The following is a 17580-nucleotide window of genomic DNA, read 5'->3' as shown; positions in this document are numbered from 1 at the left end:
ATGACAGCGTGTTTGGAAGGACAGGGGCCGCTGATAGAGTCCGTGGAGGTGGCGGCTTATCGCGTCCCCACGGATGACGCGGAAGGCGATGGCACCTTTCACTGGAGCTCCACGGAACTGTTGGTAGTGCAGATCCGCGCGGGCGATCACGTGGGCCTGGGTTACAGCTACACCGGCGGTTTGGCCGCGGCCGCTCTGGTGCGCGACACACTGGCGCCCAGCGTAATGGGCAGTCGTGCCGTGGATCTACCCAGCCTCTGGCTGCACATGAACCAATCTCTGCGCAACATCGGGCGGCCCGGCCTTGGCCTTATGGCCGCCTCGGCGATGGACATTGCGCTCTGGGACCTAAAAGGCAAGCTGCTCAATATCTCGCTCAGCACTCTCTGGGGAAATTCTCGCGCTGGGGTGCCGGTCTACGGCAGCGGTGGCTTCACCACTTACACAGACGAACAGTTACGAAGCCAATTGGCAGACTGGATGGAGCTTGGTTTAACCGCCGTCAAAATTAAACTCGGCCTGATCCTGGAAGAAGACATCCGCCGGGTGGCGTTGGCCCGAGAAGTGGTGGGTCCCGACGTTGAGCTCATGGTGGACGCCAACGGCGCCTACAACCCGCGCACCGCATTGGATCTGATAGAACGTTTACATCACTGGGGCATCTGCTGGCTGGAGGAGCCCGTTTCTTCCGATAATCTGGAAGGACTCAGTTGGTTGCGTGATCGAACTCCATCTGGAATTGCCATCGCCGCTGGCGAATACGGTTGGGGCGGAATTTACTTTCGGCGCATGCTGGAAACACACGCCGTCGACATACTACAAGCGGACGCCACACGCTGTGGTTACTCGGGTTTTATTCAGGCGGCGCAGCTGTGCGAAGCGTTTCAGATACCGCTCTCGGCCCATTGCGCGCCCGCTGTTCATACGGCTCTGTGCGCAACGCTTCCCAACTTCAAACACATTGAATATTTTCACGACCATGTTCGGCTAGAGAAACTGTTGTTCGAACATGTGCCAGAGCTGCGCAATGGCAAGCTGTGGCCAAACCGGGAACGGGCCGGTCATGGGCTGGCGTTCCGATCGGAACATGCCGCGCCTTTTCTGCTTGATGAATGTGGACCCAAAACCCAGACATGAGCCTGACCACTCACGGATGTAATCGTCATGGCGAGTCCAAACCCACAGCACAGTAACGACAAAGCCCAGGACTTGGCGAACCGGCTCCGAGCGTGTGTGCGCGGCGAAGTTCGCTTTGACGATGGCAGCCGCGCACTGTACGCCGCTGATGGCTCGCTCTATCGGCAGGTTCCGATTGGGCTGGTCGTGCCCCGCTCCGTGGACGACGTGGTAGCAACTCTGCGACTGTGCCGGGAAGCGGATGTGCCGGTGCTAGCCCGCGGTGCTGGCACCAGCCTGGCGGGGCAAGCCTGCAATGTGGCCGTGGTGATCGACTTTTCCAAATATCTTAATCAATTGCTTGAGGTAGACCCAAAAACGCGCCGCGCGCGAGTGCAACCGGGCTGCGTGTTGGATGTGCTGCGAAACAAAGCCGAAGAGCACCATCTCACTTTTGCGCCTGACCCATCCACCCACGCCCACAATACCTTGGGCGGCATGATTGGCAACAACTCCTGCGGCGTACATTCAGTGATGGCGGGCCGGACCGCGGACAATGTGATCACCATGGAAGTGCTCACCTATGACGGTGAGCGTATGTGTGTCGGTCCCACCAGCGAGGAAGAACTGGAGCACATCATCGACCAGGGCGGGCGACGCGGCGAGATCTACGCTGGCCTTCGGCGCATTCGCGATCGCTACGCGGAGCTGATTCGCAAGCGTTATCCGGACATTCCTCGCCGCGTCTCCGGCTACAACCTGGACGAACTGCTACCGGAAAAAGGCTTTAACGTCGCGCGTGCCCTGGTGGGCTCGGAAGGCACTTGTGTCACTTGCCTGGAGGCGGAGTTGCAACTGGTGCCCAGCCCACCCGTGCGCGTTTTGCTGATCCTGTCCTACCCCAATGTTTACGTGGTAGGCGATCATGTGCCCGAGATTTTAAAGTTCGAGCCCACCGGACTGGAGGGCATGGACAGTGTGCTCTTGCGGGCCATGGCCATGAAGCAGATGCACGCCCAGGAGCGGCGCCTTTTGCCGGAAGGTGGCGGCTGGTTGATGGTGGAGTTTGGAGGTGAAACGCTCGAGAAGGCGAAGGAGAAAGCGCGCGCGGTGATGGACGATCTCTGTGAACGAGACGACGCCCCTACCATGGAGTTGTTCGAATCGTCCGAGGATCAAGAACGCCTCTGGAAACTGCGCGAATCCGGCCTGGGTGCAACCTCGCGCGCTCCAGAACAAGGCAACACCTATCCCGGTTGGGAAGACGCCGCCGTACCGCCGGAAAACGTGGGCCGCTATTTGCGCGAGTTTCGCGACCTGATGCATCGCCATAATTACGAAGGTGCACTCTATGGCCATTTTGGCGAGGGCTGCATTCACTGCCGTATTAACTTCGACTTGCGCAGTGACGCCGGTTTAAAACAGTGGCGCCGGTTCATGATTGACGCGGCCGACCTGGTACTTCGCTACGGGGGTTCTTTGTCTGGCGAACACGGGGACGGCCAAGTGCGCGCCGAACTCCTCCCACGTATGTATGGAGAGGAACTGGCACAGGCATTCCGGGAATTTAAATCCCTGTGGGACCCGGCGGGAAAAATGAACCCCGGCAAAGTCGTGGACCCCTACCCCATGGACACCAACTTACGCTACGGACCCGATGCCCATCCACCCATAGTGGAAACTGAATTCGATTACCCGGAGGATCATCACAGCTTTGCCGACGCCACCAACCGCTGCGTGGGCATCGGCAATTGCCGCGACCAAAAGGGCGGCGTCATGTGCCCTAGTTACAGAGGCACGGGTGAAGAACAACATTCCACACGCGGTCGCGCGCGCCTGTTGTTTGAGATGCTGCGCGATGAAGAACTTCGCGAGGGTTGGCGCAACGAGTCCGTACATGAAGCCCTCGACTTATGCTTGGCCTGCAAGGGTTGCAAATCCGACTGTCCCGTTAATGTCGACATGGCCACCTTCAAGGCCGAATTTATGGCGCACTACTATCGGCGCCGCCTGCACCCGCGCGACGCATACGCCATGGGTTTGATTTGGTGGTGGAGCCGTGCTGCCGGAAAACTACCCGGGTTGGCTAACTTTGTCTTACAAACACCAGGTTTGTCTGGAGCCGCGAAGTGGATCGGCGGCATATCGCCCGAACGCGCCATGCCCAAATACGCCAAACAAAGTTTTCGGGATTGGTTTCAAGGCAGAGAGAAGCAACCTCGAAACGGCAAGTCCGGCAATGGTCATTGGAAAGAGGTGGTGCTGTGGCCGGATACCTTCAACAACTATTTTTATCCGGACACGTTAAAAGCCGCCGTGCGCGTGTTGGAAGCGGCCAAGTACCGGGTGCGCATTCCCGCCCGCCCGCTGTGCTGCTCTCGGCCGCTGTTCGCCGAAGGCATGCTGGATTTGGCACGTAAACAACTGCATGACATTCTAGAAACCCTGCAGGAGGAAATGACCTTGGGCTTACCACTGATTGGACTGGAACCCTCCTGCGTTGCCAGCTTTCGGGATGAATTGCCGCAGCTGTTTCCAAAACATGAAGGCGCCCACTACTTGGCGGAAAACTCGCAACTACTGGGAGAGTTCTTGCAATGCAAGGGCTTCCGTCCGCCGCCACTTTCCCGTCGCGCCCTCGTGCATACGCACTGCCACCAGCACGCATCCTTGGATGGCTCGTCCGACGCCCGGCTCTTAGCGTGGATGGGCGTGGACGCGCACGTGCTCGATGCCGGGTGCTGCGGTTTGGCAGGCTCTTTTGGTTTTAAAGCAAGCAATCACGAGTTGTCACTGCGCATCGGTGAACAACACTTAATGCCCGCCGTACGTGCCGCTGAAGAAGACACCTTACTGATTACCAATGGTTTCAGTTGCCGGGAACAAATTCGGCATGCGACCGGCCGCAGGTCGATGAACATCGCCGAGGTACTGGATATGGCTCTAAGGGAAGGGCAAACGCCCGGCCCAATTTTGGCTTCCAGTGAACAGTCAATCCACCGACACCCGTAAGGAAACAGGAGCGAACCCATGACTCAGAAAAGTCCGAAAGTGGTAGTGGTTACTGGCGCTTCGGCTGGCGTGGGCCGCGCAACCGCCCTCGCCTTTGCCCGCAGCGGAGCCTCGGTCGCTTTACTGGCGCGAGGCACCGAAGGGCTAAACGGGGCAGTCAAAGAAATCGAACAGGCGGGAGGTACGGCCCTGGCACTGCCCACCGACGTCGCCAATGCTCAGCAAGTGGAGGACTCCGCTGCGCAGGTAGAGAAGGTGCTTGGCCCTATCGACGTATGGGTTAACAACGCCATGGTGACCGTGTTTTCCAAGGTGGTCGACATGGCCCCCGAAGAGTACCAGCGGGTTACCGAAATAAGTTATCTCGGTGTCGTCTATGGCACTCAGGCGGCACTCAAACGCATGCGCCCCCGTAACGCCGGCACGATCATCCAAGTGGGCTCGGCCCTAGCCTACCGAGGTATTCCCCTGCAATCAGCTTACTGCGGAGCCAAGTTCGCGGCACGCGGCTTTACCGATTCCCTGCGAGCGGAATTGATCTACGAAAACAGCAAAATACACCTCACTACCGTACATCTGGCCGCGTTTAACACACCCCAGTTTGAATGGGCCCGCCACCGAATCGGCGGCCAACCCCAACCTCTGCCACCCATCTTTCAACCGGAGGTGGCCGCTGGCGCCGTTGTGTGGTCTGCGAACCACAACCGGCGAGAACTGTACGTGGGATTTCCCGCGTTAAAAATTATTTTAGGCAACAAGATAGTTCCCGGATTGATCGACTACATGGCCAGTAAGCAGGCCATTGATGGGCAAATGGACAAGCAAGTGAAAACCCCCTCAACCCGCGACAATTTGTTCGAGCCCGTACCCAAAGACATGGGAACCCATGGCCGATTCGATGATCAGGCCAAGGACCGGAGCTGGCAATTGTTGCTGAGCCAAAACCGTCTACCTCTAGCACTGGTCACCCTAATGGCGGGTTTAGCGGCTATGGTAATCAAGCGCGACCACAACCAGGATTCCCTATGAACTCTTACGAAAACGGGAGGAGTTATGTTCAGGCCCATTGATGACTACGCACTTTTGAGCGACCTACACAGTGCCGCTTTGGTTTCCAAAGCGGGATCGGTGGACTGGTTTTGTCCGGGCCGCTTTGACGCTCCCGCCTGCTTCGCCGCTCTATTGGGCACGGCAGAAAACGGTCGCTGGCTGATCGCGCCGTCCAGCGATGAAGTCAGTGTTGAACGCCACTATCAGCCGGATACGCTAGTACTGGAAACCGTGTTTACCACGCCGGCGGGGAAAGTCCGCCTGACCGACGTCATGCCCCTGTCGGACAATACCTGTCATCTCATTCGAGTGGTCGAAGGCGTGTCAGGAAAGGTACCCATGCGCAGCTTATGCGTGCCTCGCTTTACCTATGGGCGCGACAAACCTGCAACAGAGTCGGTTTCCCAGGGTCAGGTGCTGTTCCACTGCGGCGATGATCAGTTACTGTTGACCTACGAGGACGCAACCTTAAGCCTGGATGACGAGGCCACCGCAGCGCACGCAGAGTTTGAAGTCGCGGCGGGCGAACAGCACTGCTTCGCGTTAACTTACAGCCACGCCGACGAAAAGCTTCCTGAGCCACCGAACGCTCAACAGGAAATCTCAAAGTGCGCACAGTGGTGGAAGGATTGGATATCTCAGTGCACCTATCATGGCCGCTGGGAAGAGCACGTGAAACGCTCCCTAATAACCCTTAAAGCCATGACCTACGAACCAGGCGGCGGCATGGTCGCAGCGATAACCACCTCTTTGCCGGAAGTACCGGGTGGAGAAGCGAACTATGACTACCGCTATTGCTGGATCAGAGACGCAGCCTTCGCCCTAAAGGTCTTACTTAACGCTGGCTATCGCAAGGAGGCCTGTGCCTGGCGCGACTGGCTGCTGGAGGCGGTGCATCAGCACGACTCCCATATGCACGCGCTCTACGGTATCGATGGTGCCGTCATTGATTACGAAAACGAACTGGACTGGCTGCCCGGCTACGCGGACAGCAAGCCGGTACGCAGCGGCAATGCGGCCAGTGATCAGTATCAACTGGACTTGCGCGGAGAATTGATGGAAGTCCTTCATTTGGCGCGCGATCACGGCCTGGATTTGAGTGGCGATATCTGGCAGTTGCAATGCAAGATTCTGGAAAGCTTGGAGGAGCACTGGCACAAACCGGATGAAGGCATTTGGGAGTTCCGCACCATTCACGATCACTTGACCCATTCCAAAGTGCTCAGTTGGACTGCTTTTGATCTCTGCATTCGTGACGCCGAAAAACATGGGCTGGATGGGCCAATCGACCACTGGAAACGCATCCGCAAAGAGATTCGCGAAGACGTTCTCAAGCACGGTGTTCACGCCGAAGGCGGCTACTTTACGCAGCGCTATGGATCCGACAATGTGGACGCCAGCCTGTTAATGATTCCATTGGTGGAATTTCTTCCTGCCGACGATCCACGCATGAAAGCCACCATCACTGCAATTGAAAAAGAGCTAGTGTCGGGCGGTTTGGTGCGGCGCTATCGGGTGGGTGATCAGGCCAATGAAGAGGGCAAGTTCCTGCCCTGCTGTTTCTGGCTGGTAGACAACTACTGGTTAATGGGCCGGCGTGAGGAAGCGGAAGAAATGTTCAAGCACCTGCTCTCGCTGTGCAACGATGTCGGTCTGTTGTCGGAGGAGTGGGACCCCCACAACCACCAATTACTGGGCAACTTCCCCCAGGGGCTGTCTCATCTGGCGTTGATCAGCAGCGCCCGTTTAATCGCCACTGGTAGCCCAGAAGCGGTGACACTGACTTAAGGAGCCTCTGAACAGGCTGTTGAAAAAGCACCTCGGTTTTTTCCGCGGTGCAATGCCTTCAACAGCCTGCTAGGTTCACGGCGTACGAACAACTTAATCGACAAACACACGGGCGTTGCGGAACAAGCGCAGCCAGGCGCCATCCTCGCCCCACTCGTCCGGATGCCAGGAGTTGGTTACGGTGCGGAACACGCGCTCAGGATGCGGCATCAAGATGGTGGCGCGACCGTCGCGACTGGTCAGTCCAGTAATCCCCAGCGGCGAACCGTTAGGATTGGCCGGATAGTTTTCGGTCACCGACAGATGATTATCGATATACCGCAACGCTACCGTGCCGCTTTCATCGCACGCTTTAAGCGCTTCGGCACTGGCGAATTCCGCCCGCCCTTCGCCGTGGGCTACGGCCACCGGCAGGTGCGAACCCGCCATACCACGGAGTAACACCGAGGGCGATTCAGGCACCTGTACCAAACTAAAACGCGCTTCGAACTGCTCGGACAGGTTGCGTACAAAGTGCGGCCAGTGCTCGGCTCCGGGAATCAAATCCTTCAAGTTAGAGAGCATCTGACAACCGTTACAGACACCCAGGCTGAAGGTGTCGTCACGATTAAAGAAGTTCGCGAACTGATCGCGAACGCGCGTGTTATACCGAGCGGTTTTCGCCCAGCCCTCGCCCGCACCCAGCACATCACCGTAGGAGAAGCCCCCGCAAGCCACCAGACCTTGGAATTCATCCAGTTGCGTGCGGCCAGCCAGCAGGTCACTCATATGCACATCGACGGGTCTAAAACCGGCGCGCTCAAACGCTGCCGCCATTTCCATCTGACCGTTGACGCCCTGCTCGCGCAAAACGGCTATAGCGGGCCGTTCGCCACGCTTGATGTAGGGCGCCGCTACGTCCTCAGACGGATCATACGTGAGCGACGCGCTTAAACCGGGCTGGGCCGATAACAGCAGATCAAACTCCTGCCGCGCACAGGTGGGATTATCCCGCAGCGCCTGCATGTGATAACTGGTTTCCGACCACAAACTTTGCAAGATCACTCTCGATTGATCGAAAATCAGCTCGCCACCGCGTTGTATACGCAGCCAGTCTTCCTCGTTAGGGCGGCCGATGACTTTGGCCTCAAGACCCACCGCACTGAAGCGTGCCTGCACGGTTTCCAGATGTTCTCGAGCCACCTGCAACACAGCGCCCGGCTCTTCGCTGAACAGAACCGCCAGAGGATCGTCTCCCAAAGCATCAATGCAGATATCCAAACCGCAGTGACCGGCAAACGCCATTTCCGCCAGGGTGACAAACAAACCGCCATCACTGCGGTCGTGGTAAGCCACCAGCTGATCGTTTTCCAAGCAGGCCTGTACGGTATCGAAAAAGCCTTTCAGCAGGGCCGGATTATTCAGATCCGCCGGCACCTCATCCAGTTGGTTGTACACCTGGGCCAAAATAGAACCGCCGAGTCGGTTCATACCCTCACCCAAATCCACCAGCAGCAGATCAGTGGCGCCTTTGTCGGTACGAATCTGGGGCGTCAGGGTCTTGCGCACGTCCAGCACCGGAGCGAAAGCGGAAATCACCAGTGACAGAGGCGCGGTTACGGCTTTTTCCTGACCGTTCGAGTCCTCCCACGCGGTGCGCATGGACATAGAGTCCTTACCCACCGGAATGGTAATACCCAATGCCGGGCACAGGTCCATACCCACCGCTTCCACAGTGCGGTACAGTTTTTCGTCCTCGCCTTTGTGGCCTGCGGCACACATCCAATTGGCGGAGAGTTTGATATCGGAGAGTTGCCCAATACGGGTGGCGGCAATATTGGTGATGGCTTCAGCCACCGCCAGACGCCCAGAAGCCGGCGCATCCAGCAGCGCGACCGGCGTGCGCTCACCCACGCTCATAGCCTCACCGGCGTAGCCCTGATAGCTCACCGTAGTTACAGCGCAATCCGCCACGGGCACCTGCCAGGGGCCAACCATTTGGTCTCGCGCGACCATGCCGGTCACCGACCGATCGCCAATGGTAATCAGAAAACTTTTACTGGCTACCGCCGGGTGTTTGAGCACTCGTTCAGCAGCGTCATTAATATGCACATCAGTAGTGGCAAAGGTCAGGGTGCTGCCCTGATAGCGCTCGGCGGTACGATGCATTTTGGGCGGCTTGCCAAACAACACCGACATGGGCAGATCCACCGGCTGGGCATCGAAGTGGGTGTCGTTAACCAGCAAGTGTTGTTCACTGGTGGCCTCACCGACCACCGCGTAAGGGCAGCGTTCGCGCTGACAAATGGCCTCAAAACGCGGCAGATCTTCGGGCTGAATGGCCAGCACATAGCGTTCCTGGGATTCATTAGACCAGATCGCCAAGGGGCTCATGCCGGGCTCATCGTTGGGGACATTGCGTAATTCAAACTGACCACCGCAACCGCCGTCTTTCACCAGCTCCGGGAACGCATTGGACAGGCCGCCTGCGCCCACATCGTGAATAAAGGCAACAGGATTGCTGTCACCCAATTGCCAGCAAGCGTCGATCACTTCCTGGCAACGGCGTTCGATCTCTGGGTTTTGGCGCTGCACCGAGGCGAAGTCCAGCGCTTCCGAAGATTGGCCCGAATCCATAGAGGAGGCCGCGCCACCACCCAAACCGATCAGCATGGCGGGGCCACCGAGAACCACCAGTTTGGCACCGGCGTTGAACGGTGGTTTATCGACGTGCTCGGCTTTTATGTTTCCGTACCCGCCGGCCAGCATAATGGGCTTGTGATAGCCGCGACGCTCGCCATCGAAATCGTCTTCAAAGGTTCGAAAATAACCACAGATGTTGGGACGGCCGAATTCGTTGTTAAACGCAGCTCCGCCAATGGGACCCTCTAGCATAATGTCCAGAGCGCTGGCGATGCGCCCGGGCTTGCCGTAGTCGCGCTCCCAGGGTTGACCAAAATCGGGAATCTGCAGGTTGGAAACGGTAAAACCCGTTAAACCCACTTTGGGTTTGGAGCCACGACCGACAGCACCTTCATCCCGAATCTCGCCACCAGCGCCAGTGCCGGCGCCCGCAAACGGTGAGATGGCGGTGGGATGATTGTGGGTTTCCACCTTCATCAGCATGGGAATGGCTTCGTGGTGATAGCCGTAAGTTTTGGTATCCGGGTTCGGATAGAAACGCTCGGCCACCGGACCGGCGATCACCGCCGCGTTGTCCGAGTAAGCGGACAGAACATTGTCCCCGCCCAACTCAAAGGTATTTTTGATCATCTTGAACAGGCTGCGCGGCTGCTCTTCGCCATCCAGCGTCCAAGAGGCATTAAAGATTTTGTGACGGCAGTGCTCCGAGTTGGCCTGAGCGAACATCATCAGTTCGACATCCACCGGATTGCGGCCCAATTTTTGGAAGCTTTCCACCAGGTAGTCGATTTCATCGTCTGCCAAAGCCAGGCCCAGGCGGCCGTTGGCCTCTGCCAGCGCCTCTCGCCCCTGGGCGAGAATATCCACGGTGGTCTGGGGCGCGGGATCCCGGTGGGAAAAGAGCTGTTCCGCCTCCTCCGGGCTGCCCAGAACCGCTTCCACCATACGATCATGAAGCTGAGCCTTAATAAATGGCTCGGCGGCAACTTCTATTGCACCTTCTATAACGTAACGAACGCCCCTTTCTATGCGGTTAACCTTGTCCAGGCCGGCGTTACGCGCGATATCGGTAGCCTTAGAGGACCAAGGCGAGATGGTGCCGGGACGCGGCACCACGACAAATTCCTGTCCGTCGGCGATTTCAGCTACCTCAGCACGAGGGCCGTAAGTCAGCAATGCCTCAAGCACCTGCTGCTCGCCGCCAATCAGCGGCTCCCGCAACTCAATGAAATGCACATAGTGGGCAGCCAAGCCGGATATACCGGGGACCGCGTGCTGCAGTTTGGCTAGGAGTTTTTCAAGGCGGAATGCGGAAAGAGCGGGGGCGCCATGCAAAATCAGCATAGTGGGTCATGACCTCAGGGTAGCGGAGGGTTTTTGAAGAGCGCGCAATTGTACTTGATCTTACCCCGCAAGGCAGCTTTTAGTTGCCCAAGTTAGTCCTCCCGCAGGCCAAGTCGCAGCCCTGACACATCTTATTCCATTTTGGAATTATTCAGACGCAGAACGGTGTAATCTGACGCCAAATTCGACTTTCCGTCCAATTTTGGTTAGAATTCGTTCGGAATCGTTTAGACGACATACTACAGATTTGACAGAAGTACAAGCTAGCGGTTCACGGCCAGAGACTATAGAATCGCGAAAATTTTTGGCCAGGGCCGCAAAAAAGGATATGACCCGGCATCCGTATTACGGAGAAAATGCAAAATGGACGTAAGCAAAAAACGGACGATTTTCTCACCGCTGATGCACGCTGTTGCGTGCCTGATGCTGATTGCCTGCAGCGCCTTGCTGGTAGGCAGCAAACCCCCTACCACTCTTGAGCGGGTGCTGGCCCTGGGCGAGCTGCGCGTGGCCTCGCGCAATGGCCCCACCACCTATTACCGGGGTCCGTACGGATACACCGGCTTCGAATACCAATTACTAAAGGGCTTCGCCGACGAGCTGGGCGTAGAGCTGGTGATTGAAGATCAGGAAGACCTGGAGTTTATGCTCCACGACGTGCGCGATGGCCGAGCCCACTTGGCCGCCGCCGGCCTCACCGTCACCGAGAGCCGCAGCCGCACCGTGCGCTTCTCCACGCCTTATAAGGAAGTTAGCCAAATACTGCTGTACAACAGCCGCGCCGAAGCGCCGAGCAGTATCGAGGATCTGATTGGCAAAGACATACTGGTTATTTCCAAATCCGCCCACGCTGAACGCCTTCGGGAGCTGCAGCGACGCTACCCGACCCTTACTTGGCGCGAGCAAGGCAATCTGGAAATGATCGATCTGCTGGAGATGGTTCACAGCGGCACTGTTGACCACGCCATTGTCGACTCCAACGCCTATCAACTCAATCGCCACACCTTCCCCCGCGCCTGGGTTGCCTTTGAGCTGGGCGAACCTCAACCTTTGGCCTGGGCCTTCCCCCGCAGTCGCGACGAAAGCCTCTACCAAATCGCCCAAAATTATCTCGAGCGCAGTAAAAACGACGGTACCGTTGCGCGCATCAGCCAGAGCTTCTACGAACATATTGACGAGGTAACCACTGGCGGCGCACTGCTATTTTCTTATCGGGTCGAACATCGCCTGCCCCGCTGGAAGAAGCAAATGCAGCAAGCAGCGGAAGAATTTGATCTGGATTGGCGCCTGCTGGCAGCGATCGGCTACCAGGAATCCCACTGGGACCCGAATGCCCGCTCTTACACCGGTGTGCGCGGCCTGATGATGCTTACCATGGCGGCCGCTGAAGATATGGGTATCAGCAACCGCAGAGACCCAGCGCAAAGTATTTATGGTGGGGCCAAGTACTTCCGCTCCATGTACAACCGCCTACCTCCTGGCATAGAGGGCGCGGACCGCACTTGGATGGCGCTAGCGGCCTACAATGTGGGCCTGGGCCATTTGGAAGATGCGCGCCGACTGACCCAAGGCCATGGGGGAGATCCAAACAAGTGGTCCGATGTTCGGGAGTACCTCCCACTGCTCGCCAAGCGCCAGTATTACCGGCATACGCGCCACGGCTATGCGCGCGGCTGGGAGCCCGTCACTTATGTGCGCAACATCCAAAACTTCTACAACATTCTTGCCTGGCACGATCAGCAGGAACAACGCCGGGCAGCAGCAGCGGAAGAGGAAACCCCGGCACAGCACCAGCAGCGTAAAGTCAGTCACAGCGCTTTGGCTATGCCTATTTCGGTACTTTAAGGAGTACCCCAAAAATCCCGTTTCGAGTCAGTACAAAGTTTGATTTTGATCCAACATTGTTGCGACTGACTTGTATATAATGCGCGCCGGCATCGTTAGAAAATCACGCAGGCCTCCAGAGCGAGGCTCCCCCTGACCGATCGGATACGCCGGGTTCATGCTGCTGTCACTGATTTTGCTGCCGTTCATCGGCAGCCTCTTGCCCCTGTTGGCCGCCCATAAAGGGCGTACCGTCTGCTCATGGCTAACCGCCGCTCCCCCTGCCTGCGCGCTCCTGTTGTTGTTGAGCACAGCACCGGCGGTGTTTCAGGGCGAACTGCTGACCATTCGCTGGGACTGGATTCCCGCTCTGGGTTTGAATATCGGCTTTCGACTGGACGGCTTGGCCTTTCTATTTGCTCTGCTGATTCTCGCCATAGGCCTGTTGGTTATTCTCTACGGGCACTACTACCTCTCCGCCAAGGACTCCCACGGCCGTTTCTTTAGCCTACTGCTGCTGTTTATGGGCGCCATGATGGGCGTGGTCACGGCGGACAACCTGTTGCTGATGGTAGTGTTTTGGGAGCTGACCAGCCTCAGTTCATTTCTACTGATCGGCTTTTGGGGGCACAGACGCGATGCCCGGCGGGGTGCCCGCATGGCGCTCACGGTTACCGGTGGGGGCGGCTTGGCACTGCTGGCCGGAGTGATGGTCATCGGTCATATTGTAGGCTCGTTTGAGCTCAGTGACGTACTGGCAGCCGGAGACATTCTGCGCGAGCACCACCTCTACCCGGTAGCACTGGTTTTGGTATTGCTGGGTGTGTTCACCAAGTCCGCGCAGTTTCCGTTTCATTTCTGGCTGCCTCATGCCATGTCGGCGCCGACACCCGTATCCGCCTACCTGCACTCCGCCACCATGGTAAAGGCGGGTGTTTTCCTTCTGGCGAGACTTTACCCGGCGCTCTCGGGTACCGAACTCTGGTTTATTATGTTGTCCCTGGTGGGGTTGTCCACCATGACGTTGGGCGCTGTAGTGGCGCTGTTCAAACACGATTTAAAGGGGTTACTGGCCTACTCCACTATCAGCCATCTGGGGCTGATTGTGTTGCTGTTCGGGCTGGATACTCAATTGGCGGTGGTGGCAGCGCTGTTCCACACGGTTAACCACGCCACCTTTAAAGCCTCCCTATTTATGTCCGCCGGGATTGTCGATCACGAAACCGGCAGCCGGGATATTCGTCTCTTATCCGGTTTGCGACACTACATGCCCATCACCGCTGCCCTGGGGCTGATTGCCGCCGCCGCCATGGCCGGCGTGCCGTTGATGAATGGCTTCCTGAGCACTGAAATGTTTTTAGGGGAAGCCATTGAGCAGCGAGTACTCGGGGGTTGGAGTTGGTTGATTCCCGCGGTGGCGGTGTTCGCCAAAGTGTTTTCCGTCGCCTACGCTCTGCGCTTTATTCACAGCGTCTTTTTTGGCCCCAAGCCCGGTCCCTTGCCCAAGCAACCTCACGAGCCGCCCTTCTTTATGCGGGCGCCCATCGTGATTCTGGTTGTGCTGTGCCTGGCGGTCGGTATGCTACCCGCACTGATTGTCGGTCCACTGTTGTCCGTAGCCGCTGCAAGCACTACCCAGACGATTCTGCCTCAGTACACTCTGGAGATCTGGCACGGTTTCAACCTGCCTCTGGCGCTGAGTGTGTTGGCCATGGTGCTGGGTGTGTTCTTGTATTCCCAGAGACACCGGCTGTTCAATCTTTGGAATCGGCTCCCGCCACTTAGCGCGCCGGATGTTTTTGAATTTATTCTGCACAGCATATTGGTTCAGGGCTCTCGCCGAATCACCAAACTGCTGGAAAGCGGCCACCCGCAAAACTACCTGCTAATTCTGTTCCTGTTTACGATCGCTCTGGCCGGCGCGGCGCTGCTGCAACTGCCCTCGCTGCACGGCGGCGTAAGCATGACGGCCATTGACTTCCCCAGCCTGGCCATTGCCATGACCATGATCGTGGCGGCTCTGGGCACCGCGATCCTACACCGTAACCGTCTGACAGCGCTGCTGTTTCTAAGTGTGGTTGGTCTGGGCGTGGCTCTGGTGTTTGCCCGTTTTTCTGCGCCCGATCTGGTGTTGACTCAGCTATCCGTTGAAGTGGTCAGCATTATTCTATTGATGTTGATCCTGTTCCTCCTGCCCCGCCAGAACCAGCGCGACTCCAGTGTTCAACGCTTGTGGCGGGACGCGGTGGTGGCGGGCGTGGGCGGTCTGAGCCTGGGTATTTTGACGTTCGCCATATTGACCCGCCCATTGGACTCCATATCAAAATTCTTTTTGGCGGAAAGTGTCAGCGGCGGCGGTGGCACCAACGTGGTCAACGTGGTGCTGGTGGATTTCCGGGGCTTTGATACTTTCGGTGAGATTACGGTTTTGGCAATTGCCGCCATTGGTATCTTCGGGCTGCTGGATGGCATGCGCCTGTTCAACCCGCGTCATTTGGGCCATCACTACGCCAAAGACCGGCACCCGATGCTGTTGTCCGTGTTGAACATGCCCCTGCTGCCTCTGGCGCTCATGGTTTCTCTGTACATTTTTATGCGGGGTCACAACTTACCGGGCGGTGGTTTTATTGCCGGCTTGATAACCGCCATTGCGTTGATTCTGCAGTATTTGACCAACGGCCTAAATTGGACCAATGAACGCCTCAATGACAACTTCCACCCCTTGGTGGCCAGCGGTGTGATGATCGCCGGATTGACCGCCATGGGCAGCTGGTTTTTTGGAATGCCTTTGCTGACCACAGCCCACACGCACGTGCATTTGCCGGTGCTGGGCGAGATACCTCTGGCCACGGCGATGGTCTTTGATTTGGGGGTTTATCTGACCGTGGTTGGAGCCACGCTGGTCATTTTGGAAAATCTGGGCAAGCTCAAGCCCTTCACCAGTCAACCGACAACGGAGCCCTGATTGTGGAATTGCTCTACGCCACAGTGGTGGCCATCCTCGCTGGCAGCGGACTCTATTTGATTTTGAGAGCGCGCTCCTTTCCGGTGGTTATGGGTCTGCTGATGTTCTCTTACGCTGTGAACCTGTTTCTGGTGGCCATGGGACGACTGCATACGGGTAAGCCTGCGATCATTGCCGAAGGCGCACAGTACACGGACCCCCTGCCTCAAGCCTTGGTACTGACCGCCATTGTGATCGGCTTTGCCATGATCTCTTTCATTACCGTTTTGGCTCTGCGCGCGCGCAGTGAACTGGGTAACGATCACGTGGACGCCCGCAGCGACGAGGATCAGCAACCGTGATGCAACACTGGATTACCCTGCCCATCATGCTGCCGCTGTGTACCGGCGTGGCATTGATCTTTATGGCGCGGGCGCACCTGGATGCCAAACGGGCCGTGAGCCTGATATCGGCTTTGCTGTCCATACCGGTCACCGCCGTATTACTGATTCAGGCCGGCGCAGGCGAATATCAGGTTTACGCTGTAGGCAATTGGCAGCCGCCCTATGGCATTGCGCTGGTGCTGGATCGCTTTGCCGCCATGATGCTGATGATGACCTCTATTCTTGGATTGCTGGCATTACTGTACGGCATCCGCAGTGACGATAAAGGCGGTCGCAATTATCACGCTCTATTTCATTTCCAATTAATGGGCCTACAGGGCGCTTTTCTCACCGGCGATCTGTTCAATCTATTTGTGTTTTTCGAAATCACCCTGATCTCATCTTATGGCCTGCTGATGCACGGTGCCGGCCCCGAGCGCACCCGCGCCAGCCTTCACTACGTGATCCTCAATTTGGCCGGTTCCGCGTTGTTCCTCATTGGTGTAGGAACGCTGTATGGTGTGCTCGGAACGCTGAATTTGGCAGATTTGGCCATCCGCATTTCCGAGGTAGCTCCCGAGGATGCACCTTTGGTGCTGGCAGCCGGTTTAATTCTGCTGGTAGTGTTCGGCCTCAAAGCCGCCATGCTCCCCTTGTATTTCTGGTTGCCCAACGCCTACAGCTCTGCCAGTCCCTCAGTGGCTTCGCTGTTTGCCATTATGACTAAGCTGGGTATCTATTCGATCTTACGCGTGCACGGATTGTTGTTTGGCCCAGAAGCCGGGGTGCTAGAGAATGCCATTTCAACTTGGTTGTGGCCTATCGCTCTACTCACCATGATTTTTGGCGCTATTGGCGTACTGGGCGCCCGTACGCTCAAGCGCGTGGTTTCTTATTTGGTTATTGTGTCCGTGGGCACCGTGTTGGCGATTGTGGCCACCGATGATTTGGCCACGTGGAGCGGCGGGCTTTACTATCTGATTCACTCAACCTTTATCACTGCGGCTCTGTTTCTGCTGGCGGACATCATCAGCAATCAACGCGGTCAGGCAAAAGACTATCTGAAACCGGCTCAGCCCTTGCGGCAACCGCGCTTACTGGGCAGTATATTTTTTATCGCCGCGGTTAGCGTCGCCGGGCTACCACCCCTTTCAGGTTTTATCAGCAAAGCCTCTATTTTGCAGGCATCCGCCGGCAGTAGCTTCGCTCCGGCCCTATGGCTGATTCTACTGGCGGCGGGACTGATTACCCTGGTCAGCATGAGTCGCGCCGGCAGCACCATTTTCTGGAGTCACAGCGATGACAGCAATGAGGGTACGCGCCGTGCCGATAAAACCAAGCTGGGCGTCGCCCTGCTGTTACTGTTGGTTAGTCCATTGATGACCGTTTATGGAGAGGCACTGCTAAGCTATTGCCAAGCCACGGCGGAACAATTGCGCGATACCAGCGGTTATATTGATGCCGTCATGCCGATACGATTGAGCGAGGAGCTTTAAG

The 17580-nt window shown here is 57.2% G+C and carries 9 protein-coding genes; 8 read left to right on the top strand and 1 reads right to left on the bottom strand.

Annotated elements, in window-relative coordinates; translation table 11 throughout:
- From RBH33_RS01615 to RBH33_RS01600, 4 genes are read left to right on the top strand one after another with little or no spacing between them, the layout of a single operon-like run.
- Entirely contained in the window at positions 1-1137 is a 1137-nt protein-coding gene (locus RBH33_RS01615; protein ID WP_306730373.1) for an enolase C-terminal domain-like protein, read from the top strand.
- Between the two features lie 27 nt (positions 1138-1164).
- Positions 1165-4128 carry an FAD-binding and (Fe-S)-binding domain-containing protein gene (locus RBH33_RS01610; protein ID WP_306730372.1) on the top strand — a complete coding sequence of 988 codons (2964 nt, stop codon included), beginning with the start codon at positions 1165-1167 and terminating at the stop codon, positions 4126-4128.
- Between the two features lie 18 nt (positions 4129-4146).
- On the top strand, positions 4147-5157 hold the full coding sequence (locus tag RBH33_RS01605; RefSeq protein ID WP_306730371.1) for an SDR family oxidoreductase: 1011 nt from the start codon (positions 4147-4149) through the stop codon (positions 5155-5157).
- A 24-nt stretch (positions 5158-5181) separates the two neighbouring features.
- Positions 5182-6966 (top strand): glycoside hydrolase family 15 protein, encoded by a 1785-nt coding sequence (locus RBH33_RS01600; protein ID WP_306730370.1) that lies wholly within the window; start codon positions 5182-5184, stop codon positions 6964-6966.
- 93 nt (positions 6967-7059) lie between these two features.
- On the opposite strand, the gene purL is transcribed toward RBH33_RS01600, so the two are convergent.
- A complete protein-coding gene (gene purL, locus RBH33_RS01595) occupies positions 7060-10932 on the bottom strand; it encodes a phosphoribosylformylglycinamidine synthase (RefSeq protein ID WP_306730369.1) in 3873 nt (1290 codons plus the stop codon).
- A 363-nt stretch (positions 10933-11295) separates the two neighbouring features.
- On the opposite strand from purL, the gene mltF reads away from it, so the two are divergent.
- From mltF to RBH33_RS01575, 4 genes are all read left to right on the top strand, one after another.
- Positions 11296-12777 (top strand): membrane-bound lytic murein transglycosylase MltF, encoded by a 1482-nt coding sequence (mltF, locus tag RBH33_RS01590; RefSeq protein WP_306730368.1) that lies wholly within the window; start codon positions 11296-11298, stop codon positions 12775-12777.
- A 157-nt stretch (positions 12778-12934) separates the two neighbouring features.
- Entirely contained in the window at positions 12935-15721 is a 2787-nt protein-coding gene (locus tag RBH33_RS01585; protein WP_306730367.1) for a monovalent cation/H+ antiporter subunit A, read from the top strand.
- 2 nt (positions 15722-15723) lie between these two features.
- On the top strand, positions 15724-16062 hold the full coding sequence (locus tag RBH33_RS01580; protein WP_306730366.1) for a Na+/H+ antiporter subunit C: 339 nt from the start codon (positions 15724-15726) through the stop codon (positions 16060-16062).
- Positions 16062-17579, top strand: a complete 1518-nt coding sequence (locus RBH33_RS01575; protein ID WP_306730711.1) for a monovalent cation/H+ antiporter subunit D — start codon at positions 16062-16064, stop codon at positions 17577-17579. The genes RBH33_RS01580 and RBH33_RS01575 overlap by 1 nt, the downstream gene beginning before the upstream one ends.
- Position 17580 lies beyond the last annotated feature (1 nt).

The organism is Marinimicrobium hydrolyticum, assembly GCF_030848505.1.
Taxonomy (GTDB): Bacteria; Pseudomonadota; Gammaproteobacteria; order Pseudomonadales; family Cellvibrionaceae; genus JAVDDU01.
Note: the sequence above shows the minus strand (reverse complement) of the source record. Positions and strands in the feature narration are given on the sequence as shown.